22 protein-coding genes and 4 pseudogenes are annotated in these 23,170 nt (G+C 59.2%); 11 read left to right on the forward strand and 15 right to left on the reverse strand.

Translation table 11 applies throughout. From position 1 onward, the window contains the following. Position 1: 1 nt before the first annotated feature. From XH79_RS43310 to XH79_RS20320, 5 genes are all read right to left on the reverse strand, one after another. Positions 2 to 1,375, reverse strand: a complete 1,374-nt coding sequence (locus XH79_RS43310) for a phage tail tape measure protein (RefSeq protein WP_430641887.1) — start codon at positions 1,373 to 1,375, stop codon at positions 2 to 4. Positions 1,376 to 1,395: 20 nt separating this feature from the next. Beyond that, the gene (locus XH79_RS20305) at positions 1,396 to 2,364 is read right to left on the reverse strand and encodes a head maturation protease, ClpP-related (protein ID WP_128948194.1); all 969 of its coding nucleotides are present in this window, start codon (positions 2,362 to 2,364) and stop codon (positions 1,396 to 1,398) included. Between the two features lie 180 nt (positions 2,365 to 2,544). After that, complete coding sequence (locus tag XH79_RS20310; RefSeq protein ID WP_128948193.1) at positions 2,545 to 2,736, reverse strand: hypothetical protein; 192 nt, start codon at positions 2,734 to 2,736, stop codon at positions 2,545 to 2,547. Then, positions 2,720 to 2,986, reverse strand: a complete 267-nt coding sequence (locus XH79_RS20315) for a hypothetical protein (protein WP_128948192.1) — start codon at positions 2,984 to 2,986, stop codon at positions 2,720 to 2,722. Before XH79_RS20315 ends, XH79_RS20310 begins: the two co-directional genes overlap by 17 nt. Positions 2,987 to 3,140: 154 nt before the next feature. Next, positions 3,141 to 3,485 carry a hypothetical protein gene (locus XH79_RS20320; protein ID WP_128948191.1) on the reverse strand — a complete coding sequence of 115 codons (345 nt, stop codon included), beginning with the start codon at positions 3,483 to 3,485 and terminating at the stop codon, positions 3,141 to 3,143. 527 nt (positions 3,486 to 4,012) lie between these two features. Between XH79_RS20320 and XH79_RS20325 the strand changes: the two genes are divergently transcribed. Beyond that, complete coding sequence (locus tag XH79_RS20325) at positions 4,013 to 4,588, forward strand: BRCT domain-containing protein (protein WP_245471674.1); 576 nt, start codon at positions 4,013 to 4,015, stop codon at positions 4,586 to 4,588. A 115-nt stretch (positions 4,589 to 4,703) separates the two neighbouring features. Here the strand turns inward: XH79_RS20325 and XH79_RS20330 are convergent, their stop codons facing one another. Continuing rightward, a complete protein-coding gene (locus tag XH79_RS20330) occupies positions 4,704 to 4,856 on the reverse strand; it encodes a hypothetical protein (RefSeq protein ID WP_271582768.1) in 153 nt (50 codons plus the stop codon). 396 nt (positions 4,857 to 5,252) lie between these two features. Between XH79_RS20330 and XH79_RS20335 the strand changes: the two genes are divergently transcribed. Both XH79_RS20335 and XH79_RS20340 read left to right on the forward strand, forming a co-directional pair. After that, positions 5,253 to 5,474: a hypothetical protein gene (locus tag XH79_RS20335; RefSeq protein ID WP_128948678.1), complete on the forward strand. Its 222-nt coding sequence runs from the start codon at positions 5,253 to 5,255 to the stop codon at positions 5,472 to 5,474. A gap of 1,109 nt (positions 5,475 to 6,583) precedes the next feature. Continuing rightward, a complete protein-coding gene (locus tag XH79_RS20340) occupies positions 6,584 to 6,766 on the forward strand; it encodes a hypothetical protein (protein ID WP_128948677.1) in 183 nt (60 codons plus the stop codon). A 665-nt stretch (positions 6,767 to 7,431) separates the two neighbouring features. Here XH79_RS20340 and XH79_RS20345 read toward each other — a convergent pair. From XH79_RS20345 to XH79_RS20355, 3 genes and pseudogenes are all read right to left on the reverse strand, one after another. After that, positions 7,432 to 7,602 (reverse strand): annotated as a pseudogene (locus tag XH79_RS20345) (DUF3606 domain-containing protein); the annotation flags it as partial. 281 nt (positions 7,603 to 7,883) lie between these two features. Further along, positions 7,884 to 9,053 carry a TlpA disulfide reductase family protein gene (locus XH79_RS20350; RefSeq protein WP_128948684.1) on the reverse strand — a complete coding sequence of 390 codons (1,170 nt, stop codon included), beginning with the start codon at positions 9,051 to 9,053 and terminating at the stop codon, positions 7,884 to 7,886. A 388-nt stretch (positions 9,054 to 9,441) separates the two neighbouring features. Beyond that, positions 9,442 to 9,655 (reverse strand): annotated as a pseudogene (locus XH79_RS20355) (winged helix-turn-helix transcriptional regulator); the annotation flags it as partial. 1,013 nt (positions 9,656 to 10,668) lie between these two features. Here XH79_RS20355 and XH79_RS20360 point away from each other — a divergent pair. The 6 genes from XH79_RS20360 to XH79_RS20385 all read left to right on the forward strand — a co-directional run bounded on the left by XH79_RS20360 (position 10,669) and on the right by XH79_RS20385 (position 13,905). Next, positions 10,669 to 11,058, forward strand: coding sequence for a helix-turn-helix domain-containing protein (locus tag XH79_RS20360; protein ID WP_164937422.1), 390 nt, complete (start codon positions 10,669 to 10,671; stop codon positions 11,056 to 11,058). Beyond that, positions 11,055 to 11,753: an ImmA/IrrE family metallo-endopeptidase gene (locus XH79_RS20365; RefSeq protein WP_245471965.1), complete on the forward strand. Its 699-nt coding sequence runs from the start codon at positions 11,055 to 11,057 to the stop codon at positions 11,751 to 11,753. The genes XH79_RS20360 and XH79_RS20365 overlap by 4 nt, the downstream gene beginning before the upstream one ends. Before the next feature lie 112 nt (positions 11,754 to 11,865). Continuing rightward, entirely contained in the window at positions 11,866 to 12,105 is a 240-nt protein-coding gene (locus XH79_RS20370) for a hypothetical protein (RefSeq protein WP_128948674.1), read from the forward strand. Further along, positions 12,105 to 12,512: a hypothetical protein gene (locus XH79_RS20375; RefSeq protein ID WP_128948673.1), complete on the forward strand. Its 408-nt coding sequence runs from the start codon at positions 12,105 to 12,107 to the stop codon at positions 12,510 to 12,512. The genes XH79_RS20370 and XH79_RS20375 overlap by 1 nt, the downstream gene beginning before the upstream one ends. A 14-nt stretch (positions 12,513 to 12,526) precedes the next feature. Then, positions 12,527 to 13,024 carry a Mov34/MPN/PAD-1 family protein gene (locus XH79_RS20380; RefSeq protein ID WP_164937421.1) on the forward strand — a complete coding sequence of 166 codons (498 nt, stop codon included), beginning with the start codon at positions 12,527 to 12,529 and terminating at the stop codon, positions 13,022 to 13,024. Then, the gene (locus XH79_RS20385; RefSeq protein ID WP_164937420.1) at positions 13,021 to 13,905 is read left to right on the forward strand and encodes a HesA/MoeB/ThiF family protein; all 885 of its coding nucleotides are present in this window, start codon (positions 13,021 to 13,023) and stop codon (positions 13,903 to 13,905) included. The genes XH79_RS20380 and XH79_RS20385 overlap by 4 nt, the downstream gene beginning before the upstream one ends. 246 nt (positions 13,906 to 14,151) lie before the next feature. Here the strand turns inward: XH79_RS20385 and XH79_RS20390 are convergent, their stop codons facing one another. Then, the gene (locus XH79_RS20390; RefSeq protein WP_271582769.1) at positions 14,152 to 14,391 is read right to left on the reverse strand and encodes a hypothetical protein; all 240 of its coding nucleotides are present in this window, start codon (positions 14,389 to 14,391) and stop codon (positions 14,152 to 14,154) included. Between the two features lie 1,005 nt (positions 14,392 to 15,396). Further along, positions 15,397 to 15,660 (reverse strand): annotated as a pseudogene (locus XH79_RS20395) (IS3 family transposase); the annotation flags it as partial. A 155-nt stretch (positions 15,661 to 15,815) separates the two neighbouring features. Between XH79_RS20395 and XH79_RS43140 the strand changes: the two are divergent. Beyond that, positions 15,816 to 15,935 (forward strand): annotated as a pseudogene (locus XH79_RS43140) (hypothetical protein); the annotation flags it as partial. 94 nt (positions 15,936 to 16,029) lie between these two features. Beyond that, positions 16,030 to 16,212 (forward strand): hypothetical protein, encoded by a 183-nt coding sequence (locus tag XH79_RS20400; RefSeq protein WP_245471964.1) that lies wholly within the window; start codon positions 16,030 to 16,032, stop codon positions 16,210 to 16,212. A gap of 458 nt (positions 16,213 to 16,670) precedes the next feature. Here XH79_RS20400 and rpoN read toward each other — a convergent pair whose 3' ends face one another. The 4 genes from rpoN to XH79_RS20425 form a co-directional block, all read right to left on the reverse strand. Then, positions 16,671 to 18,173 carry an RNA polymerase factor sigma-54 gene (rpoN, locus tag XH79_RS20410; RefSeq protein ID WP_128948669.1) on the reverse strand — a complete coding sequence of 501 codons (1,503 nt, stop codon included), beginning with the start codon at positions 18,171 to 18,173 and terminating at the stop codon, positions 16,671 to 16,673. A 1,440-nt stretch (positions 18,174 to 19,613) separates the two neighbouring features. Beyond that, positions 19,614 to 19,919 carry a hypothetical protein gene (locus XH79_RS20415; protein WP_271582770.1) on the reverse strand — a complete coding sequence of 102 codons (306 nt, stop codon included), beginning with the start codon at positions 19,917 to 19,919 and terminating at the stop codon, positions 19,614 to 19,616. A 424-nt stretch (positions 19,920 to 20,343) separates the two neighbouring features. After that, positions 20,344 to 21,129, reverse strand: a complete 786-nt coding sequence (locus XH79_RS20420) for a LuxR family transcriptional regulator (protein ID WP_245471962.1) — start codon at positions 21,127 to 21,129, stop codon at positions 20,344 to 20,346. Between the two features lie 1,112 nt (positions 21,130 to 22,241). After that, positions 22,242 to 22,865: a J domain-containing protein gene (locus XH79_RS20425; protein WP_128948668.1), complete on the reverse strand. Its 624-nt coding sequence runs from the start codon at positions 22,863 to 22,865 to the stop codon at positions 22,242 to 22,244. Positions 22,866 to 23,170: the final 305 nt, after the last annotated feature.

Consider the following 23,170-nt stretch of genomic DNA (forward strand, 5'->3'; position numbering starts at 1 on the left):
CTCAAGACCCCATAAACTGGCGAACGCCATATTGGTTTTTCAGCACACGCGAACCGGCACCAGAAGAAAGGGACTGTCCGACGGAATCGTCCATCATCTTCTTGAGCGTGACCGTGACATCGCCATTGGCGTTGCGAGACGTCGATGCTTCGGCTTGAACGCCGGTCTGATTGATGACGTTGACGACGACGCCCCCGGACGATCGGTTATCGTTGGCGGCCCCGCCGGCGGAGACGCCGAGGCGACCGTCTGCGCCGCGGCGAAGCGGCATCACCGCTTCGGGTCCAGCCTCGCCCATCAAGCCGGTGCCGCCATTGGCCATTGGGAATAGCGTTGGGATCGAAACAACGCCACCGCGCGCGAACGGGATGATGTTGCCGCCGGCGAAGATGTTGCCCAACGCGCTCGGAGCCACCGGGCCATAAAATGCGCTGCCCGCAGTTCCTGGGAGCCCGCCACCGCCGCCGAAAATGCTCGCTACTCCGGAGCTCAGACCCAAGCTGTTGCCCCAGTATGGAGGGCCTGCATCATCGGCTGGATGATGGCGATCTTCACGATCATCTCTTCGATCGCGCGAATGACGAGCTTCGACATATCCTGGAAGCCCTGCCCTATCGACTTCGTGCCATCGACGATATCGGTCATCCCGGTCACCAGCTGGCCGGAGACCGTCGAGGAGAGCCCGCTGAGGGCTGCATTGGTGCGCAGCCCCTGCCTCAACGCTACCAAGTGCCGTCGCGACATCCGGATAAATGCCCCGCAGTTGCTGCGCGATCTGGACATCATCCGGGCTCAGCAGCGCAGTCTGCTGGCCAAATCCGACGTTGTCGTTCACCGCCGCGATCGCAGCTGCCAGGGTAACCTGGCCAAGCGCAGCAGCTTGGGCTTTGATCGCCGCAATGTCCTGCGCGGTCAGTCCCTGCTTATTGCGCAGCGCCCCCGCCAGCCTAGTTTGAACGGCCGTGTACTCCGCCGCGGCGCCGGCGGACATCCCGAGCGTCTCGGCTTGGATCCGTGTCGTATCGGCCTGCTGCTTCATCGCAGTGATGCCGAGCGCGTTCTCCCGCGCCAAAGCCTTCAGCGCATCCGCCTCCCGATCGGTAATGTTGATGTGGTTGAGCCGAGCCGTAGCGATCTCGAGCTCTTTTTGACGGATAACATCGGAAATCGAGGCCATGCCGCCAAGAATCCCGATGCGCTGCTGCTCGAGGCCGATCTGCTGCTTCAGCACCGCCGGGTCGACGCCATTTCCGGCAGACGGCGATTTGAGGCCGACGGCGTCGTAAAACGAACCGGCTTGGGCATTCGTGAGAACGTTGCCGGCTGCTGGTCCGGAGCGAAGCAGATTGCCCTTCACATCGACACCGGCGGCCATTGCGGCACGCCGCGCCCAACTCATCGCTCCATCGTTGAGACCATCGAAGAAGCCGTAGAGCGAAAGAAAAACGGACGTGAACTCGATCTTGAAGTCCTTCCAACCCTTGTTCCAGGCCTCATCGAAGGCGCGGGCACCTTCGCGACCATAGCCTCCTCGGCAACACTTCCGAACCGTGCCGCCGCTGAGGGCGCGTGCGTCGACTCGGAGGAAGGGTCGTTGGAGAAGCCAGCAAAGCCGCTGTGGAGGAGTCCCTTCGCCTGACTTCTGGACATGCCCATCGATCGCAACGACTGCTCGAGCTCGGTCTTCGTGGCTTGGAGTCCCTGTCGCTGCGATTGCTTCAGGATGTCGGGGGTTTTGGCAAAAATGCTGAGATCGAAAGCCGCCGTCGGTTCGTCCGGATCCGCGATTTGCTCATCCGCGAGGCCCGCATCGATAGCTTCAATCGGCGTGAACCACGTCTCATTGGCCATCCAGGCGTTGACCTGCTCGAGATCTTGACCGGTGCGAGCGGCATATGTTGTGGCGAGCGCGCCGTCGATCTTGGACAATAACCCCGCCGTATCAGTGTGGGCGTCGACGTTTCCGACGGTGATGCCCCAGCTTCTATGCAGCATAAAGAAGCTGTTGGCGGTCATTTGTATCTCGTGGCCTGCCATCGCGACGATCGATGCCGCGCTCGCCGCGAGCGCCATGATTTTGACGGTCACTTTGCCGGGATACTCGACCAGGCTGTTGTGCATTTGGATCCCGTCGAAGACGTTGCCTCCGGGCGAATTGATTTTTACAACGAGGTCGCCTTTCAACGACGTGAGGCGCTCATGAAATGCTGCTGCGGTGACATCCCAGCCGATCTCGCCGAAAACAGTGATTTCGGTGGCTCTGTCAGCCGCGCGCACATCGAATCCAGCTCCGAAGGTACGCGCAAAGAGGCGCCGTTGAGCGGATGGCCGTTTGTCGGTCGGGAGTTTGATGCTGTTGCGCATTTCGCGCGTCGTCCTTGTCGGCAAGCGATCACGGGCCTCGTGAGAGGCAGGTTTTCAGCTTGTGCCGGCGGCATCGCGCAGCCAGCGACAAGGATCTCGTCATCACCGGCCGGCATTGCGCAGGGCGGCAGCGACGAATCACTCTTACTCGATTTGCGATACCCGTCGGCAAGAGGGTTCCTAACGTTGAGCGATCGGCGTGGTGTCGAGTCCGTCGAGCGCCATAACTTGCGCATCAAGCAAAGCGCGGGCATCAGCGGTCCTGCCGGCATCGAGGAGTCCGATAGCCCTGGTCATTCGCTCCTGCAGCGTCGCGACCAAATCGAGCAACTGACTAACGGCGGCGTTGGCCGCATCACTCCGGATCGTCATCCATCACCTCAACTGCGTCGATGCCTCGGACGAGCTCGTCGAGTTTTGATCGGGCGGTCGCGATCTGGCCCGCATCGATCAGGCCGACGGATTCCGAGAGGCTTTGGCGCAACGCTGCCAACACGATCGCGAATCGGTGTTGCCGCTCAGCGGCTTTATCCTCGGAGGTTTCCGGGGGCTGCGGCCGGTTCGGCGGCCGCTCAATCACTATGCGCGGCGGGCGCCGGCGCGGATGTTCGCTGTCCGTCATGATTTTCTGTTCCTTTCAGAATGCGAAAAGTGCTTGTGGCGCAGGCTCTTTCGCGATTCTCCATGCAATTTTTGGAATTCAGATTTTTCGGCAATAATTCCGACGTCACCGCCCTAAGCCGCTGTTCTGACTCCGCTTTGTCTGTTGTTGGCGCCTAGAGTTTTTCGGTCGTTTTGACGATTTCGGCTGAAATTTCCGGCGCGAGCAAAAAAAATCTCCGAATGAGACCCATGGCGGTAGGCGCCCCCGTATCGGTTTTGGACTTTTCGCCCCCTATCCCCCGACCATCGCCGAGAGTGTTTGCGATCCAAGACCTAGCCTCGGCGAAGCAGATAGGCTCTCTGAGCCCGTAGTCGGTCGTTCCGGCGGCCATGGCAGCATCGGCCGTACGTGAGCCCTCGTACAGCATGAGGTCGACGGCGGTCTTGAGCTTGCCTAAGACGGTGAGCTTGCCGGAGCGGTTCTGAGCAGCAGCGGCTTGACGTGTGGGCTCGGTCATGACTTGGTCCTCCGTGCGAGCGCAGCGCTTGCGACCGCCCAAGGCCGCAGCGAGCGCTTCGATCGCGCATAGGAGTCTGGGGAATTGAACACACCCGATCGAGTAGGCGTTCGCACCATCCCCGCTCTTGGGGAATCCGCTTCAGCGTGATAGCGTCTCCAGACCGATCGGCGAGCCAATCCCAGCAGGATCCGTCTTTATGGCGCGGATAGGCGTGGCCCTCAGGCCTGGCTGAAGCGCGCGTGATTGGGGCTTCAGCCAGCGTCCTCTTCAACCAACTGGAGGCTCACATGCCGTCAATGAACGAAAGCGCTCTGCGAGCTCGCGCTCAATGGGCGGGTAGGATCATTGGGGAAGGTGAAGCTTACGTGACCGATTGAGGTCAATCGTTACCCCTTGCGCTCGCCCTCCGGTTGCGATTTGATGCCGTCATTTATCGGTTTGGGAGTATTTTAGATGATTGCCGGCGCAGACGAATTCTATAATCGTGTGGTGGCGACAGGATCGGCAGCAGGCAGATCGATGAATTGATTGGGATCGCCCGCGGCTTGGTGGCAGACAACCAGGTCAACCAAGCTGAAGTCGAATTCTTGCAGAAGTGGCTCGGCGCCAATCTTCACATCAGCGACCAGCCCGTCGTGCGAGTGCTTTACAAGCGGATCGGCGAGATGCTGAGTGACGGCGTGCTCGACGACGACGAGAAGACGGAGCTACTCGATACGCTCAATCAGTTTTCAAACCGAGAGATTGATGGCTTGGGTGAAGTTCTCAAATCAACATCGCTGCCGCTGAACGATCCCGAGCCGCCACTGACATTCTCCGGCCAACGATACTGCTTCACAGGCACATTCAATTTCGGCTGCCGCAAGGAATGTGAGAGCGTGGTCGAACGCCTCGGCGCCGAAGTCGGTAGCCTGACACAGAAAACAAACGTTCTTGTGATCGGCATCTACGCTACCGATTCGTGGAAACACTCGTCGTTTGGGAACAAGATCATGAAGGCCTGCGACTGGCGAGACAAAGGGTTTCCGATCAGCATTGTTTCCGAGCCGCACTGGAAGCGGTACCTTCCAACGAGCTCTTGCGTTCGCAGCGGAAACTAAGGACGTGCATCATGACGGAGCGGGAAAAGCAACAGCGCGATTCCTTATTTGAGCAGATCTTGGCGTCGAGCGCGGCTGGCTCGAGCTCGGATCATCAAAACTATGACGTGCGAAACTACGTCTCGGCCAAGGCACAGAATAAGCACCGGCCGACCAGGTCCGGATTGACGTGCTTCTCGATCTGGTCGAGGGCGGCCGTTGCCACATCGGCATGAATTGGCTTCGCTCGGAGTTGTCGCGAGACGACGAAGAAGCGATAGTCGCGCACCTTTTCGTTTGCCCCAACTGCAAACGCGCTCGGCGGATCGTTACTGAGTTCACCCCGGTTCGCGTCGTCCCTGACGAACTGGCGGGACCCCGCTTCCGTGTCGTGAGGGAAGGACGATCATAACGCTGAAGAAGGCCGGCGAGGATCTGCTGGCGGCGGCCGCGATCTAATATTGCTGCCGATGCATCGACATCCGGACGTACCGCGCAGCCCGGAGTTCGCGCTCCCGACGCCGGGGCAGCCTGGCATGCTGGACAGTCGTCCGCCTGAAAACAAAGAAGTGTGAAGCTGTTCACCCTCCCCGAATCTCTCCTCGTCTACAATAAGGAACGTCCCCCGCCGGGACGCTCATCCGGGAATGGACAAGTCGGAGCTGGCGAAGCTGGAGGCGCGGCCATGAAGCCCCACGCCATGAGCAAGTATTTCGGTAATGGCGCCGGCCACGTTCTGCGCCAGCACAACAGCGCGGTGCTGCTGTTCAGCTGGCGCGGCAAGCCCGACGGATCGGCCCGCTATGTCGAGCGCGTCAACCGGTATGCTCGCGATGGCGTGGAATATCCCAACCTTGCCGCCCTGCTCCGCGCCGTCGAGGCCGAGCACGCTCAGAAGAAGCCCTGATATGCAGCTTGCCCCAGCTCAACATCGAAGCACCGCCCCAAGCGAGCGATCGGCGCCGCCCCCTACATGCTCATGGAAATGATGGCTGCCAACCCCAGGGCGGCCGCAGCCCACGCCAGCGCATGCAACATCCAAGGCCGCATTGTCATTGTCGCCTCCAACAGGATGGGAAGATGCGGGGCGGCTCGCGTGCGCCAATTGAGATAGATCAAAGGCCAAAGAGTAGCGCCGCTGCAGCGGCCACGGTGAAAACACCAGCGCCGATGGCAAGCACAAGCACTAGCTGTTCTTTGCCCATGTACTATCTTAACCTAGGTTGAGTCGGGCTGGATATGCAATTTGTGCCAGATCATCCGGAAATACGCTCCTTTGAAATTAGGAAGGGAACGTTCATGCCCTTCCCCAAGGGTAACCCCAAGTCCGCCCCGGCTCAAATGCCCCTGCGTGAGTTGGGGCCTTTTTTTGCACTCCTAATGAGTGCCCCTTTCGGGCAAACGTTACTCTTGGTGGCGGTGGTATGATCGGCAAACCTCCGGGCAATATCCAGCGCCGGTAACCCGGAGCGCAGGCGGCCTCGCCACGGCCGTGCCAGCGTTGGCGCGGCCGCTGCGTTGTTGGCCGCAGGCGGTCGCGAATCCCGGTGCTTAGAGCGTTCTCTATGGTTTCAGACTAATAGTGTTCGCGGTCCGCGCCCGTAGTGGAAGCTTCGATGGAAGAGTTCATGGCCTATTTGTTCGGGCCTGATGGGAATATCGTGCAACGCGTAAGGCTGATTTGTGCGAAGAGCCGCTAGACAGCGCGCGCAGCAACTAGCGGGGACCCACGCAGTCGAGCTTTGGCAGCTGACGCGCAAGATCGCGAGCTTTCCGTTACGCGCAAACTGAATTGGAAAGTAAACGGCCCCAAGTAGGGGCCGCCAACCCGTCTGATACGGGTTTTCCTCCAGCAGTCGGGGGGCTACCTTTTCGGCTGGGGCCACAAACCGACGCGGCAATATGCTGATTGATCCAGAAGCTGCGCCGCAAGGTGAATTGAACGCTTAAGCGCCTATTAAAGACTAAAGTGCCTAAGTTGTATCAGTTGAAATTCATTGGCCGATGGGGGGCGCGATGAAAGACATGCTCGAACATGTCGCGACCTTGCGCGAGCAGATCGGGAAGTGCGAGCGGTTGAGAGATGAGGCCAAGTCGCCAATAAAGCGGGCGGCTTTCGACCGGGTGGTCCCTCACTACAGGGTCCTCGTATCTGAACTGGAAAATGCAATCGCGCAAGCCAAGGCTGAGAACGAGTGAAGGCCCTCATTTAAGTGGAACGCGGGCTCCTCGCTCCCGGCGGTACCGTAAAAGGGCGGCCCCAACTCGGCGCTGGCTGGAGTTGGGACCTAGCTCGGTCAGCCTTAAAGCGGCGCTGAACCCAAGCCGCTCAACCTTGCATTGGCGGTGGGGAACTCGCGATTACGCAATCGGCGCACCCCGAATTTGTCGTGTCTAATGCACCTCTATGGGTCAAAAAGCAAAGGACCGCTGTTTTTGACAGCGGCCCCTCACGCTGCCGGGTTCAATGATTCCGAAATTGAAATGCCTTCGCCGCCCGGCATTGCCGATTTCTCCTGGCGTCCCCGGTTCTAGCTATAACGAATGTGAATCATGACCCAAATTTTTCGAGTTGCCGAAGCGCCCACCACGTCGGCCTCAGACTGGAGATTTTTCCGGATCGAGAGACGAGCTGGGACCGAGCGGTCTGCCGCTGTCCGGTTCGGCAAACGACAGCTTCATCCCAAAAATTCTTCCTGTTCAGATTCAAAAATGTGAAACCACCGCGAAAAAGAACCAGCCCGCGGGAGGAACGGGCTGGAGCTTAGTTGTCAGCAACAGGACGGTCTTGCAAGATGGCACGCAAGACTGATCGTTGAACTAGCCGCAGGGACGCTCGTTCCTAACGAGCGACAGGCCGCCTCTCATCGACCCAAGCGCCGCTCGACCTTCTTGCGGCTGCTGCCCACCTTCTCGACCGCCTTCTTCGTGGAGGCCGAGCGGCGCGTCTTCTTCGCCTCGTCGCGAACCTCGTAATCCTGTCCGCCCGCCACCCGCGCCCGGTCCTGCTTTCGGCCGCGGGTGGTCCGCTTCTCGCCTTTGCCATGCTAGTTCCTCCGTGTTGGCACCGCGGCAACGCGAGAATGAATTCGCAGGTTCCGATTCGCCTACACCACCGAACGTTGCCTATCTTGGACTCCGATCAGTGGAGTTGACAACATTCATCTTCACCTGTTTGCAGAAGCGTGGCGATGCCCGCCTAGGTCCGGCCGCCCCGATGGCTGTGCGCGCGTGCATTTTAAACCGTCAGACCGTTAAATTTAGTTGCCACTGGCAGCCGGAGAAATGGATGATGCCAAGCGAGCAATTCCGACTATCACCCTTCTTTTTGTTTGCTCCGTTGCCTGCGCTTTGACGCTCTCGGAAACCCGTCTTGCGGAGTTGCACAAACAGTCCCATAGCAAGCCTTTTCACCCTTGTAGTTGGCCAGCGCTTCGACAAACGTCGACATGACGTGCTGTTTCAGTTCGTCGGGGATAGGCTCAGGACCGTCTAGCGAGTTCAACGCCACCTCGACCAATTCGATTGCGCGATCCTTGTTGCCGCTCTCATAATAATACTGAGCGACCGCCCCATAGGACAGGTACTTGAAGCCACCGTCCCCTTGCGGAGGATTCAGCGCAAGAATGTGTTCGGACAACTCTTTGCCCATCGCGAGGCGCTCGGCAGACGGGAAGTGGGAGTTGTCATTCGCCGGATCAAAGAGCTGGCTCAGTGCCCCTTCCATCCAGTGCTCATCGTTTTTGTCGATCGCGTCGCGAGCGAATCGCTTCAAAACCGGCAAGCCGGTCTGCAAGTTGCGCAGTCTGTGAAGCAACAGTTTCGCATGGAGCACGCGGAAGTTGAGGTCGTCCGGCATCACCGCGACGGCCTCTTCGACCGCCGAAACCGCCTTTGCCCAATCCTCCGCCTTCATCGCCGGCCAAAGCTTGGCGAGAATCGGCTCAGTCAACGCCCGCTTGCGCTCCATTTCGCGCATTTCGCGTCGTCCGCTGTCGATCCGCTCTGTATCGGCGGCTTTAGCTTCATCGCTGGTCCGCCAACTGCCGTTAAGAACTTTCGGCAAGACGTCATCGAGCTGCATCGGAGGACCGATAAAGGCGATGTGGCCGTCACGGTCAACGACGAATGAGGTGGGAATCCCGACAGAAAAGCTGGAGTCCATCCAAAGCTTGCTCATTTCGCCTGTGGAGTCGAACCCGATCCGATAGTTCAGGTTCGAGAACTTCTCGGTCAACCACGCGTCCAACGTTGTTCGGGCCTCGTCCGCCGTTGGAGCCTGTTCGTAAGCTGCGACGCCGAGCAGCTCAAGTCCGCTGTCTTTGTATTTCTCTTGCAGCTCTACTAGATGAGGCATCATTGCCGTACATGGTCCGCACCAAGTTGCCCAAAATTCGACGATGTACACCTTCCCGGGCTGAAAGCTCGTGAGGGGCTCGCCGCGCAGCCAGTTCTCCACCTTGATCGGAGGAGCTGGGGACTCCATGCACAGCACGATGTTGCTCTCCAAAACTATTGCCACTCGTTGCGCGACTTTGTGCGCTAGCCTGTCTCTCTCAGAAACGGAGCACACGGGTTCAAGAGAAGGAGAGCATCACTCGTTTTGTGCATCTCGTGTGCGCTCAGCCCTCACTCCGTGGTTCTGCATCCCAAAAGCAACAGGCGTGCCATCTCGGTCAGCACGCATCAAGCGCCTGATTACGCTTTGAAAACTCCAAGGCGCCCCAAAACGCAGCCGGTGTTTTGAACCTGACGGACTTTGTCCCGTGTCAGAAGTTGGACACGAAATCCTTGTGGGTGAGCGCCTGGTCATGCGAGCCGATCCGGCAAGATCTCATGTCTAGGACTGCCGCCGCCCTAACGCATCTTGTAGCAATGGCAGATAGGATCGATTTCGTGAGGGAGGTGCGCTCCCGCTCCAGGGTGACCAGCACAAGCATTCGAATAGGTCTTCCCACCGCCTTGCGGGAGACGATTGAGACGTCGGCTCCGATGATGCTCTGTGATTGGAGCCTCTTCAGTCGTCGTTGACAGGGCGGTAGCAGAAAGCCCGGCCATTTCGCCGAGCACCTCGGAAGTTAGGCGGTTGGCCGCCCAAACTTCGGAATTTTACGACCAGTTCGCGAAGCCTGGGAAGAGATGCTGACGCTCAGCGCAGCGACTTTGGAAGGCATGCGCGCAAAGGCTGTGGTGTTGTCTAAGTCGGTCTGGAATGGGGATGATGCTCGCGAGCAGCTCGGCGACGCCACCGATGCCAAGTTCATCGACAGCTTACTCGCCGATCTCGCCGGCAAAGAGGTTGTTTTAGACTCGGCGCGGCCTGGCTCGAGGCATAGGCCGCCTCACCAAAAAGGGGCCTTCGGCTATGCGGTTCGGCTCAGAAGATCCGAGCGAGCGACCCAAAGCGAACGACTCGCGTGCTCACCCTGATGTTCTCCAGCGAGTACTGAATAGAGCAAGAAGTTACCGCCTCCCATCTAGACGCACCGGGTTGATGCTCCAGCAGGAGGAGTACCGCTGCGGGGCCCATCGGAAGGCCCTGCCGGGACCCCATGGGTTGGCCTCCCGATCAGTGCGGATTTGCCTTTGGACGGTTTGTCCAGCGCTCGCTGTGTGGGGGCTTTTTTTCTTAAGGGCCGATGGGACGGACAAAACGCAAGCGAATGCCGTGACTTCCAAGGACTGCGAGAATGACGCTCATGTTCACTATCAATTCGATGATGCTCAACCAGCTGAACAACAACGGCGACTTGAGAAGGGTTTTGATATTCTCTTTGAAGATTTATCAAGCCGACATTTTGGGTCCTCAAGGTTTGGTAGTTTGGCTTTGCGCTCAAGTTCCCGATCTAGCTAGGTCTTTTGGCTACTCGGGGGTCTTCATTCTTGGGAATCACCATCGAAGATCGGCTTCGGCGGGGGTGATCTTTCATCCTCGGCAGGGTTAGACCTTACGCTTCCTGCGGATGCGGTCGGCATAGATGATGTGGCCGCCCTGCTTACCCTTCCGGCCATGAGCGCCAACCTCGCACGGCGGCGTAGCCATTAGCGAACTCGCCCACGGAGCTCAGAGGGGCGTGCTTCGCGTTTCCTACGGCCCATTCTTGACGGTCGACGCGTTCGCTGGGTATGCTTACATCGTGAAAACGCTTGGCCAAAAAATCCGCGAACGCCGCGAAGAGCTCGACCTCTCGCTCCGTGAATTCGCAAAAAAGCTCGATTGCTCGCCTCCCTTCATCTCCGACGTGGAGCACGGACGGCGCTTTCCGTCCGAGCCAATGCTGGAGGAGATGGCGCGGCTGCTGAAGGTCGATGTCGCGGAAATCAAGCGGCATGACCAGCGCGCCCCACTTGATGAAATCAAACGCATGACTGAGCAGGACCCCGGCTACGCCTTCGCGTTCCGCACGCTCGTCGATCAGAAGCTGACGCCGCAACAGCTTCTTGAGCTCGTCAATAAGAGCAAGCCTCCGCCCAAAGGGGGCAAGAAATGAGGACGTACCGGACGAATCGGGGGCCGTTCGCGACCCGCCCTTTCTACAAGCCGGCGGAGATCGACCGCATCTGCGGCGACGCTTTGAAAGCCGCGGGGCTGATGCCCGACACGCCCGAAGCTGTCAGGGTCGAACGGTTCGTCGAAAAGCACTTCAAGGTCTCACCGCGATACGAGGCGCTTCCCGACGGCGTGCTCGGCTATACATCGTTCGGGCCGAAGGGGGTCACGGGCATCGTGATCACGACGGCGCTGGATGAGGAAGGCGGCAGCGTCTCCGAGCGCCGCATCCGGACGACGCTCGCCCACGAGGCGGGGCACGGCCTGCTTCATACGCATCTCTTCGCGCTCGGCGAGAAGCCGCCGAAATTGTTCGAGGACGAGAACGACCGACCGGAGATCCTCTGCCGGGACGTTCACGGCACAGCGCACGAGTCGCGCTACGACGGGCGATGGTGGGAGTACCAGGCGAATCGGGCGATCGGCGGTCTATTGATGCCGCGCGCTCTCGCTATCAAGGCGGCGGCCACCTTTTGCGAGGAACGCGGCGGGCTGGGCCTGCCCACGCTCAAGGAGGACGAGCGGGAGCGCGCCGTCCACGAACTGGCTGAAATCTTTGAAGTAAATCCTGTCGTCGCCCGTATCCGGCTCGATGATCTTTTTGCCCGCCCGGAGAGCGGTCAGCTGACCCTTTGATTTTTTTGTGGCATGTGTTCGCTGTATAAGCTAACGTTGGCATACATGCTGACCGAGATATCTGAATCGGCACTAGCAGCCCGGGAAAGGAACGAACATGGAGAGCGGAGAGATGAATCAGACGAAGGCTAAGGAACCGAAGTACATTCTCAGCATCGAAGGGGAGGAGTTTCCCTGGGGCGAGGACACGATCACGACCGAGCAGATTGCCGAGCTAGGCGGCTGGGACATCTCGCAGGGCGTGATCGAGGTCGACCAGCACAACGTCGAACGGACGCTTGCGCCGGGCGAGGTCATCGCGATCAAGCCGGGCCAGGGTTTCGGCAAGAAGCACCGCTGGAAGCGTGGCTGATGCGCGCGCGTATCAGCCACGAGCTGGCCCTGCTGCGCCGCCACTTCGGCGACGTCGAGCACGCGGAATCGAACGGGGAAGACTGGTTCAGAATTCCCCGTTACGTGCTGCCCGAAGGCTGGCGCGTCGGCGACACGGCGGTGAGCGAGCTGCCGGTCTGTTTTCTGGTGAAGGGCAACTACCCCGGCGATGCGCCCTACGGATTTCTCACGCCCGCCGGCCTGAATTTCAAAGGTGCCGCTCCGAACAATGCGGGCGCTCCACCTTCGCCGCCGCCCTTCTCCGGCGAGTGGCTGCATTTCTCGTGGTCGGTGGAGAACTGGTCGGCAACCGCGGACGTGGGCAAGGGCTCGAACCTGCTCGCGTGGGTGCGGAGTTTCATGGTGCGATTGCAGGAGGGGGCATGAAGGCATTTTTAAAGTTGGAGAACGGCGCGCTCAATGATTTGATGGCGCACCTGCTGCCGCCTCACTCCGAAGAAGAGCAAGCGGCGTTCCTGTTTGCCCGCGCCGTGCGCAGCGATCATCAGGTCACTTTCGAGGTCGCGGAAACGAAGAAGCTCAGTCCTGGCGACTTCATCGTGCAGCAGGACGACTATCTGGAACTAGCCGATGAAACGCGCGCCGCGTTGATCAAGCGCGCGCACGATATCGACACGTCGCTCGTGGAATTGCACTCGCATCCCGGCCCATGGCCCGCGGGCTTCTCTTACGCCGATCGCCTTGGGCTGCAGGAGACCGTGCCGCACATGTGGTGGCGCCTCAAGAAGCGCCCCTATCTCGCCATCGTCGTCGCGAAGTCCGGATTCGACGCCCTGCTCTGGCTCGACAACCCGAAGATCCCGCGTCCGCTGGACGGGATTGTCGAGGGCAGTCGCGTGCTCAAGCCGACCAACTTTTCCCTGGGAGGCTGGGGATGAGCGATCTTCCTGCCCGCTTCGACCGCAACATCCGCCTCTTCGGCGAGGAAGGCCAGCGCAAGCTGCGAGCCACGAACGTCGCGGTTATTGGCGTCGGCGGCCTCGGCAGCCCGCTCGTCCAGCACCTCGCCCTGCTCGGCGTCGGCGGCATCACGCTGGTCGACGACGAGGAGCTGGACGAGACAAATCGCAACCGCTTCGTCGGCGCAAGAAATGATGACCCGGTGCCTGGCAGTCCAAAAGTCGAACTGGCCGCGCGTCTTGTGCGCGAGATCGATCCCACCATTCTCGTCACGCCGATAAGGGCAAGCCTGATCAGCGAAGAAGTGTTCGCTACGGTGAGGCAGGCCAATTGGATATTTGGCTGCTTCGATGAGGACGGCCCGCGCGCGATTCTGAACGAGTTGTGCGCCGCCTACGCGAAGTCCTACATCGATCTCGCCTCGGACGTACCGGAGGAAGGCGTCTACGGCGGACGCATCTGCGTCGCATGGCAGGGCGGCGGCTGCCTGCACTGCCTAGATGCTCTCGATCCGCATGATGTCGAACTATACCTTAGCACGGACGCCGAAAAGGCGGGCCGCGCCGCGATCTACGGCGTGCCGGTGGAGCTGCTGCGCGAGACAGGGCCTTCCGTGTCCCCCATCAACGGCGTCGTCGCGGCGCTCGCCGCAACCGAGTTCATGATTGCTGTCACCGGCATGAGAGAGCCGCAGCGCCTGATCAACTATTACGGCCACGTACCAAAACTCACCACGGCCAAGCCGAAACCGGATTGCTATTACTGCAAGGGAATTCGCGGTAAGCCGCGAGACGCCGATGCCGAGCGCTTCCTGCGGATGCCACATCTTCGTGAAAGGCGGCGGAGGGGAACGCGCTGAATCAGTGAACCCGGAGAGTAGTAGCCGCCCGCTCCGATTCGGGAGATTTCTCCTTGCTGTTCGAAAGGAGAGAGCTCTGGTGCCAACTCTGACCAGTTAGTAGGTTGCCTGCCGGCCCTGTATCTCGTCATAGGATCCGGAGCGAAGCGCACGAGCAGCATGAAGTGCTCTGCTCTTCAAGGAAAACGTGCTGCGTGACTACGTTGGGCTCGTGGCCGAGCGTAACGGCGTAAGGCTCGGCGCCGATCATTTTTGGCCGGCACTCCTGATGGTGTTATCGAAAACGATGATGGCGTCATACATCACTGCGGCGGTTTGAAATTTCAGATTCCCGAGATTGGCTGGCTGGCTCGATGCAGCCTCAGTGCGCTGATGGACATCGCCTTCCAAGAAGGCTTTCCGAAATCGCTTCCCTTGCCGGCCTTCCTTGCCTACGACCCTGAGTTCTCGTTCATTCGCCGAAACATAGAGATAAGAAACATACATTCTGACGAAGTCTTACCACTAACAGACGAGCTGATCGGTCCAACTCGTGCGTAATTTACTCCCTTCATTTACTTGGCTCATCATCGTAAATTCCGACCGCAATTATCTCATAGCAGGACATCTACTTCGCTGACACGCTTGACTTGGCTGCGCGCGAGCGCAAGGAACGCATTGTTGCTCTGATCATGAGCAGGCCCTCGGTCCAGACGCCGAGCGACATGCCGCCGGCGAACATGGGCCAGCAGAGACGGCTAGCCACCACCTTTTCAGGTGAGCTTCGAGCTTCTGCAGTGCTGCCCGCTTCTCGGGTAGATAGTCATACCTGTCGTATATTTCATCGAGATCGGTTTTTCCTCCACCCGTTACGTGGTTGAGCATGATCTCGGCGATCTCACGCGAGATCCCCGGGCGGGGGAGTGTAGATCGGAACGTGCGCCGAAGATCCCGCACTTGCCATCCAGTCACGCCTGATTGCTTATCGAGCTCCTTTCTCAGCTTTTCCCACGAGCCGTCGTTGAAGTGCGTACCCTTGATGTGGCCGGGGAAGTAGTCGTCAGTATTTTTGTCTCGCCAGTTGTCGCCCATCGTTTCTTGGGCAGCCCGTGCCGAAGCTGTAGTGACGCAAGCCGTCCGGCGACCGTGGGATGCGCGCTACGCCCATCGCCCTCTTCCTTGCCTCCTCGGAAATAAGCTTGTTGTGCCTGAATGGCCGGACCGACCGCATCATTCGTCCGTGAAGGACGCCAACGGCATCGTGGGGGGCGGTGCACTGCCGAGACGACCTCTAAGGCAAGGTGAGCGACTTTTTGAAGTTTCTCGTCAGCAAGGTCAACACATACGTGTTCGTGCCCGGCACATATGAACCAATCTGGCTTGGCGACGCGTGGAAATCACGGACTGAAAGCGCCCATGCTCGTGCGGTGAAGGCATGTGAGTACGAATCAAAGAACGACTCAATAATGACTGGTATTGAGTGGCAGAAGATTTTGGCGACGACATGCCCCTGATATGAGCGAAGCCGTAGCGAACGCGAACATGGCAGATCTCCTCGATCCGATCTTCAAGAGCAGCCTGGCCGGAGCGACGCGACCTGTAATGGTACGTTGACCAGTCGAACCCGATAGCGTCACAGGCCCGACGGATCGACGCCTGCCACTCACGGCACATTTTGTAGACCAGCTTGCGCTTCCGGCCACGCTTCATAGCTTTCGGCGGATCACGTCCTGCAGCATCTCCTTCGAGCGACAGGTCCGCCACCAGCTTCTTGAGGGGGATTTTCAATGATCGCGAGAAGTCAAATCAACGGATCTCTGTTTCCGCGACGGCTTGCGAGCTTGTTAGCGGCGGTCGTGATGTTCGCCGCAGCTTTGGAGGTAGGAACGGCTCCGGCGCAAGCGGCGTCGAGGCCGCTTGCGCCCAATGATATGTCCGTTCTCTTTCCTCCGCCGAAGTCGGCGGCCGACCTCGCCAACCTAATCGCCGTGTCCGAGCTTGCGGGGGCAACAGCTCCTTATCTGCACAACGGGTCCGTTCCGACCCCGAGACACATATTGGTGCCGCAGGCTCAACGGCCGACGTCGTTGCGTCGGCAGCCGTGCGTTCGATCCAGTCAATGTTGGGCTTGTCGCGAAAGCACAGGTGACCGACAGCTGTGCGGCCGGCCTGACGAACTTCGATGTGTCGCTGCTTGGGAACAGCAATCGCGGGCATTCGTTCGAGGGCAAGGAAACCGACTTGAGGAAACTGCCGCCTGGCGTCATCGGACCAGAATTGACCGACGCCGATCGGCGAGCGCTTGTCGAATATCTCAAGACCTTATGAGCGATTATCGCGTTAGAGGCCGGCCTGTGTGTGTGTGTCCGCGTCGCTACGTTGGACCTTCCGCCGAGTTCGGACGCGCCTCGTCAGAAGACGTGCCATTCGTCAGATCCGTCCATGCTCAGCCGAGGGTCATGGTATCGCGCCTGCCGAGGCCTCCTCGATTGTGTTGAAGCCCCCATGAGCCCGCCGGTCCTGAGCAGACGCCTTTGGCGCAAAGCTGGCGATCCCGCCGGACCTCCCCCTGGTGATGCTGGCCGCGGCTTACAGTTGTGCCTCGACTCGCTGTGGCCGACCGTCATGCCGTAGAAAACGCGCAACGCACAGACGATCTGGTTGAGGGCCGGCCAAGAGATCCTCCTCACCACCAGGTGAATCTAGAACGCATGAACATGCTCAAATTTCGCACCAGCGGATTCGTTCAATCACCAATCACCAAATCTCGCTCCAAAGGCCCGCTTTCAGGTAAATACAAGGCGTCGGAGGATTCCAGATCGAGGGCTGGGAGTTTCTTCATGGAGGCCAGTTTCGCCCGATGCTCGACTGTTGATCGTTGACCACTCGGTGTCGCGGCGGCGTTGCACCGAGGAGGGAATGCGCATGGCTTCGCGGTACTTCGCGACCGTGCGGCGGGCAATATCAATGCCTAAGGCGCGCAAGCGTTCTACGATGGTATCATCCGACAGGATCGCGGAGGGTTCTTCCGAATCGATCAGCTGTTTGATGTGGTGGCGCACGGCTTCGGCCGAATGCGCCTCGCCGCCGTCGGCCGAGGCGATCGAGGCCGTGAAGAAATATTTCAATTCGAATGTGCCGCGATTTGTCGCCATGTACTTGTTGGCGGTGACGCGCGACACCGTGGATTCATGCATCTGGATGGCGTCGGCGACGGCCTTCAGGTTCAGCGGCCGCAAATGCGCGACGCCGTGGGTGAAGAAGCCGTCCTGCTGGCGCACGATCTCGGTTGCAACTTTCAGGATGGTGCGGGCGCGCTGGTCGAGCGCGCGCACCAGCCAGGTGGCGTTCTGCAGCGCATCGGTGAAGTAGGACTTGTCGCCGTCCTTGCCGATCTTCTTCGACAGCTCGGAATAATAGGTCTGGTTGACCAGCACACGCGGCAAGGTGTCGCTGTTGAGCTCGACATGCCAGCCGCCGTCCGGACCCGGACGGACATAGACGTCGGGCACCATGGTCTGGAGCCGGGCCGAGCCGAACTTCATGCCGGGCTTGGGATTGAGGCGGCGGATCTCGCCGATCATGTCGGCGATGTCCTCGTCGTCGACACCGCAGAGCTTGCGCAGGGCGGCGATGTCGCGCTTGGCGAGCAGGTCGAGATGCTCGACCAGGGCCTGCATCGCCGGATCGTAGCGGTCGAGCTCGCGGAGCTGGATCGCCAGGCATTCGCTCAAGTTACGCGCGCAGACGCCGGGCGGGTCGAATTTCTGCAGGACGGCAAGGACGTCCTCGACCTCCTGCTGCGACGCGCCAAGACGTTCGGCGGCCTGGCCGAGATCGGGCGGCAGATAGCCGGCCTCGTCGACGAGGTCGATCAGGTACTGGCCGATCATGCGCTGCGCGGGCGCGGGGAAGGCAACCGAGAGCTGCTCGGCGAGATGGTCCGACAACGTTGTCTCGGCCGCGACAAAAGCTTCGAGATTGTAGTCTTCGTCACCCGAGGCGCCGCCGCCCCATTCGGTATAGGTGGTCGGCGCCGCGTCCTGGGCGTTGCACGCTTGGCCGTCGGCCAGCTGTTCGCCGCTGACCTGATGGACCTCGGTCGGCGCTTCGTCGGCAGCTGCAGCGTCACTTTCTCGCTCGAGCAGCGGATTGCGCTCGAGCTCCTCCTCCACGAAGGCCATAAGGTCGAGATTGGACAATTGCAGCAGCTTGATCGCCTGCATCAGCTGCGGCGACATGACCAACGACTGCGATTGCCGGAACTCTAGTCTCTGCGTAAGCGCCATGAAGCAAGAACCGCTACTGAAGTTGGTGCGCGTTTTGCTCATTAGTCGGAAGCTGATCCATGCGCTTTGATGTCGCGCAAAATGCAGATCCAAGGTGAGAATTCTGATGAAGCAGCGGACAACTGGACGGCGACTAACTTGTCGGAATTCCTCGTCAAGTCCCATTGTGCGAGACTGAGAACTGGAGATTAGGATGTGGCACTGTGACCCGAGGACATGAGCCAACAGGCCAGCTTCACCGTGGCGAGAATCCCATGAAGGACTTCGCCGATCCACGGCAGTTTCGGTGACTTCTGCGAGTAGCCGCGATCCTACACCATCCCGCAGGACGGGTCAGTGCCTGACCGCCGCTCAGACAATCGATCAATGTCGAGCTTTGCTGCGCGCTTGCAATTGGCCCGAACTTTGAAGTCGATCGTGGAAGGACGTTGCCCAAATGAATTGGCACCAAGGTTGTCAAAATGGTTGAGTAGCGGGTTGATCCGGCCGCAAGATGGGCGTTGCGCCAAAAGAGATTGCGAGGTTGTCGTCGCGGCTGCATAAAGCCAGCCGCTTGTTAACCGCCAGCGTCTGCCTATGTTGCTTGTCCGGGTTTCTGACGCAAATCGGCACAAGGTCGAACAGCTGGCACTATTGTGCCTGCTCTTCGACTCATCCTGCCGACATTCTAACGTATTCGCGATGACGCTTCTGGGCCGCCCACGCATCCGAATCTGGGAAGGTTACTTTCTTCCCAAAATGGCGGCATGATCGGACAATCTTGTCGGTTTTGTCGAGAGCCTGCGCGAGTCGCTTCGCTTGCAGCGGACTGCCGACAATGACACGCACCGCGAAAGACGTCCGCACGCGCGAGACCGCCATGCTGTTACCTGTCACCCCAAGCACCACCCCATGCTGGCAAGCAGGGGCTTGCGAGCGCTTTAGCGCACTCCGCGGTCATATCTGTGCTGCCGGCGGAGCCTGCCGCCACCTCAAAACAATACCTCCCCGAAGCTTGTGTGGATGCCGATGCCAATCACTCATCTCATTGGCATCTCAGCTGCGGCGAGACGACAAGCGCGAGTTCGCACTCTTGGTACAACGCAGCGAGTCGCAGAGGCGGCCAGCTCCCGACTCGAACTCTCGGCTCATTGCCTGCATCGCCAGACCCGCAATTAGTGCTTCTGCTGCCTCTGTGCCGATGTACGACCATATACCACGCTGTAGAACACTGCAGCGGAAGTTTGGCACTGGGCATTACCAACACCATTGAGCGCCCGCACGAGCTTCAAGCGGCGGATCAAGATCAACACCATTTCCATCAGCGACCGCCGCTGCAATGTTGTCCTAGCCTGCTCTCCTCGGCCAGATCAACATGCGCAAGGTCGATAGCTGGAGATCCCTTACCACAACGCCTATCGCTAGGCGATTGATCTCGCTGCACGAGCAGGTCGTTCCACGTTAAGGGAAATCGCGCCACAATTGCAGCAGCTGGCAAGCCTCGATTGCACAACGCGAAGCATCAACTCCTCGATAAAGGCGGCGCTGCCCCCGGCGTGAAGTCACAGCTTTAGCCACCATGGTTTCGTCCAGCGGCAAGCCCCTGCCATAGGTGCGGACCAGCTTGCCGCGGCCGGTCGCGTCGGACAGCGGCACCGCGATCCTGCTTGATAGGGCCGGACGGCCGACCAGCGCGGCCTCGAGAGCCTCAGGACGATTGGTGAGGAGAATGAAGGTGATCTCAGCGTCTTCCTTCAACCCGTCCATCGCGTTGAGCAGTCTGTTAGCAACAAGAACCTATTACATCGCGATTCATCAAATAAACATCCTCGATCTGAAACGCAGCGAATTTCACATCAATCTTGCCAGGATCGCGTGCTTGATATTTAGCGCCGGAGGCGTACATCGTCCGTACGAGGAAATCCAACCTCTGAGAGGCGGACTGCTTCTGGCGACGAGACTTGCATGCAACGACGACGCCCCAAGGTCCACACCAGGCACTGCTGAGGGACATCGCATACGCGCGCCTGATGCGCTTGCCCACCCAGTTATCTGATTTGAGCCGTTTTCCGTTGCGGTGCATCGTTGAACCCAGTTGAGATCGGATGTCCCGCTCCGCGGCAAATGCATGAGAACAGAAGAGCCCGCCCGGGAACGGGGCGTTTGATCGCTTTTTTATACGCGCACGGAATTAAATGAGGCGGCGTCGGGTTGCTATAGCTACAGCATTTGTCCGGTTCGCCGCCCCTAGCTTCCTGATGACGTTCTTCATGTGAAAATTGACGGTATTCGGGCTGACCTCAACAACTTTCCCGATTACCCAAGCTGACTTCCCCTCTGCGACCCAGTATAGGCACTCTGTTTCTCGCTCTGTTAGCGGAATGTCTGTCTTGGAACCTTCATCAAGCGGCGGTGTAATCTGCGCGACAGCGTTGTGAAACGCCGACGCCAATGTCGTGAGATGATCGATGCGCGCCCGTGGATCGGCATCATCGAAGGGAGATGCAAACGAAACGAAAGCCAATCGGCCTTGCGATCCAAACAATGGCACGCTTATGCCATGCTTAAGACCTGCTTCTCTGGCCTCGTGCAAGACGCGCAGCTCACGGGGCTGCAGTTCATATAGACTGGTTAGCTCATCCCAGAGAAAGGGCCTTGGTAGCATTGCTGTCCGCCGGACCACGGGGTCGATCGCTCGATACTCTTGCTCAGCATAGCGTTGGCACCAATCTGACGGGAAGTTTATAGTTGGCGGGGGCGGCAGATACTCCGGCAGACGACGCTCATTCGAGCGGGTGAGTGCTCCGTACGCGACTTTATCGAAGCCTTCATTGCTCGAGCAATTCACTAGAAGATCGAACAGGGCTTTGATTGATTGTGTCTGTATGGCGCATTCGACGAAGCTGAATAGGTCGGGACCGCGGCTTTCCCGTCCCCTTGAAGAGATTGGCATTTTGCCGTGCGATTGGTCATCCATTTCTATTTCCATTTTGCTTACACAGATGTTGGGGTCCGCTTGTTTCAGGTGAACGCTCACGCGCGAAGGAAAGCGCCGGGCCCGAAATGCTTGGCCAGGTCCCAGCTCGCACCGGGCAGATAGCTGGAGCAAACCGACGTGCGCCCGAAGATTGAGCCAAGTCGATGCTGATCTTTTCGTTGCTGACCCGCCGGGTTGCTATCCGAGGTGCCAAATTGACGCGAGCGTATCCAGACTCTCGAAAGAGTGGCTGGCAAATGACGCAACTTTTGCGGCGGACAAGGTCAGTACTTGTCACAAGAACATACCAGCATCCCCAGCGCCAACCTAAGGAAGTGAGCTCGGCACAGAACTCTTCGCGCAGCTCGGCACAACTCAGGTCAGAGACCGGTGCAGCGCTTGCGCATGCCGGGCTGCCACTCGCGGACATTGACACATAGCTGCTTGATGAGGACGACAGCATGTATGCGATCCTCAGGCCTTTCCAAGAACCATCAGGATGGGCACAGCAATTCTCGCACCACTTTCCGATCGACAAAATGGCCCGCTAAGAGAGGCACTCAGAGAAACACGGCGTCGTCTGAGGTGTTTGAACGGATGTGGCATACGTCAAACATGCGACAACGTCTCAAGCGCGACATCGAATTGATATGGATCAAGAGCAAGGCTGGATGCCTCACCTGCGCTGACGCGGAACGCGGATGGGCGCTGCCTGTGAGTGCGGTCCTAAGGCGCGAGCCAAATCCATTACGAGCCTTCCCATCCTTGAATCGAGAAGCGGAGCAGCAGTTTAGTCTAGCGGGGTCTTTGAGAGGACCGGCGCTTTCGGAGTTTCGCTATGGCGCGCCATCGCGAATGTCCCATTTGCGTCATGAGGACTTGCCCCCTCCTTGGAAAGCCGAGAAGGGAGCGAAAGAGGCAAGAATCACGGAAGGTTCGTCGTGGTTTGATCCGGGAGGGCGGTTGATAAAGACGTGACTTGGCGGAGATGTTGCCTGCGGGCGTCGGGGTGGGGGTCTGAAGCGGATTACGCGCCAGCTCGGATGCAGCTTCACACGATCAAGGTCCTACGTAGCGGCGGGTGGGGTGAAGCCGCTCAAATCGTGTCCGGGCTAGCTCTCGCGCACCACGGTCTTCAGGTAATGGTAGGCCTTGATGATCTCGACCAGGCGGTCCTCCTTAGAGCGGTCGCCGCCATTGGCATCGGGATGGTGCTGTTTGACCATCGCCTTGTACTTTGCCTTGATATCTTCGAGCGTCGCGTCGACATTCAGGCCCATCACCTGCAACGCTTTCCGCTTGGCATTGAAAATCTTGCGCTCCTCAGGCTTGGCCTCCGCGCGAGGGCGGGGACTGGCGCGTCCGCTCAGTTCGGCGAGCATGCAAAAAGCATCGCAGGCGCCCTCGGAATCGGCCGGGCTGCCGGTCATTTTGCGAGCGCTGATGCTCTCGCCCATCTTCCAGGTTGGACGATGGCCGATCAGCTCGTCCTTCTGGTAGCGCGCGACCGCTTCCGCGTCCATGCCCGAGAAGAAATTGTAGGACTGATTGTATTTGCGCACATGGTCGATGCAGAAGTGCCAATATTCGCGCGCATTGCCGCGACCCTTTGGCGCGGGATGGGTCGCCTTGTTCTGGCAATCAGGCCATTCGCATAGCGCCGCGGTCTGCCGCTCCTGCGCGTCCTTCTTGTTGATGCGAATGGAGGCGAAGAATTTGGATGTGTCGATCGGCATGACTTGGCCCCGTTGGCGGAGCGGCAGTTAACAGCGCCGCTTCTAAGCTAGCGAATTGGTTTGGACGGCAGATCTGGCTCGGCCTTCGCGTCTGGTCCACTGGCGTGATGTAGCAGGCGCTTCGTAGCAATCGACATGCCAGGGCTCGCGAGCTTGGTCCAGACAATCACCAATTTGCGATCTCAGATCGACTCGATCGCAATTTGCTGTCGGACTCTGCACATAGAGGGCTTGAACGGGGACCGGGTGAATACGAAGAAAGCGGGAGCTATGCAGCACTCTCGGTCATGACGCGCTCAGAGAGG

The organism is Bradyrhizobium sp. CCBAU 45389 (assembly GCF_028128625.1).
GTDB classification, from domain to species: Bacteria; Pseudomonadota; Alphaproteobacteria; order Rhizobiales; family Xanthobacteraceae; genus Bradyrhizobium; species Bradyrhizobium liaoningense_B.

Excerpts from the sequence above, each read along its gene's own strand:
- XH79_RS43310 (WP_430641887.1), bottom strand. The coding sequence starts at position 1,375 with ATGGCCGCCGGTGTCGATGTGAAGGGCAATCTGCTTCGCTCCGGACCA.
- XH79_RS20305 (WP_128948194.1), bottom strand. The coding sequence starts at position 2,364 with ATGCGCAACAGCATCAAACTCCCGACCGACAAACGGCCATCCGCTCAA.
- XH79_RS20310 (WP_128948193.1), bottom strand. The coding sequence starts at position 2,736 with ATGACGATCCGGAGTGATGCGGCCAACGCCGCCGTTAGTCAGTTGCTC.
- XH79_RS20315 (WP_128948192.1), bottom strand. The coding sequence starts at position 2,986 with ATGACGGACAGCGAACATCCGCGCCGGCGCCCGCCGCGCATAGTGATT.
- XH79_RS20320 (WP_128948191.1), bottom strand. The coding sequence starts at position 3,485 with ATGACCGAGCCCACACGTCAAGCCGCTGCTGCTCAGAACCGCTCCGGC.
- XH79_RS20335 (WP_128948678.1), top strand. The coding sequence starts at position 5,253 with ATGAAGCCCCACGCCATGAGCAAGTATTTCGGTAATGGCGCCGGCCAC.
- XH79_RS20340 (WP_128948677.1), top strand. The coding sequence starts at position 6,584 with ATGAAAGACATGCTCGAACATGTCGCGACCTTGCGCGAGCAGATCGGG.
- XH79_RS20350 (WP_128948684.1), bottom strand. The coding sequence starts at position 9,053 with ATGGAGTCCCCAGCTCCTCCGATCAAGGTGGAGAACTGGCTGCGCGGC.
- XH79_RS20365 (WP_245471965.1), top strand. The coding sequence starts at position 11,055 with ATGAGGACGTACCGGACGAATCGGGGGCCGTTCGCGACCCGCCCTTTC.
- XH79_RS20370 (WP_128948674.1), top strand. The coding sequence starts at position 11,866 with ATGAATCAGACGAAGGCTAAGGAACCGAAGTACATTCTCAGCATCGAA.
- XH79_RS20375 (WP_128948673.1), top strand. The coding sequence starts at position 12,105 with ATGCGCGCGCGTATCAGCCACGAGCTGGCCCTGCTGCGCCGCCACTTC.
- XH79_RS20385 (WP_164937420.1), top strand. The coding sequence starts at position 13,021 with ATGAGCGATCTTCCTGCCCGCTTCGACCGCAACATCCGCCTCTTCGGC.
- XH79_RS20390 (WP_271582769.1), bottom strand. The coding sequence starts at position 14,391 with ATGTATGTTTCTTATCTCTATGTTTCGGCGAATGAACGAGAACTCAGG.
- rpoN (WP_128948669.1), bottom strand. The coding sequence starts at position 18,173 with ATGGCGCTTACGCAGAGACTAGAGTTCCGGCAATCGCAGTCGTTGGTC.
- XH79_RS20415 (WP_271582770.1), bottom strand. The coding sequence starts at position 19,919 with ATGGACGGGTTGAAGGAAGACGCTGAGATCACCTTCATTCTCCTCACC.
- XH79_RS20420 (WP_245471962.1), bottom strand. The coding sequence starts at position 21,129 with ATGGATGACCAATCGCACGGCAAAATGCCAATCTCTTCAAGGGGACGG.
- XH79_RS20425 (WP_128948668.1), bottom strand. The coding sequence starts at position 22,865 with ATGCCGATCGACACATCCAAATTCTTCGCCTCCATTCGCATCAACAAG.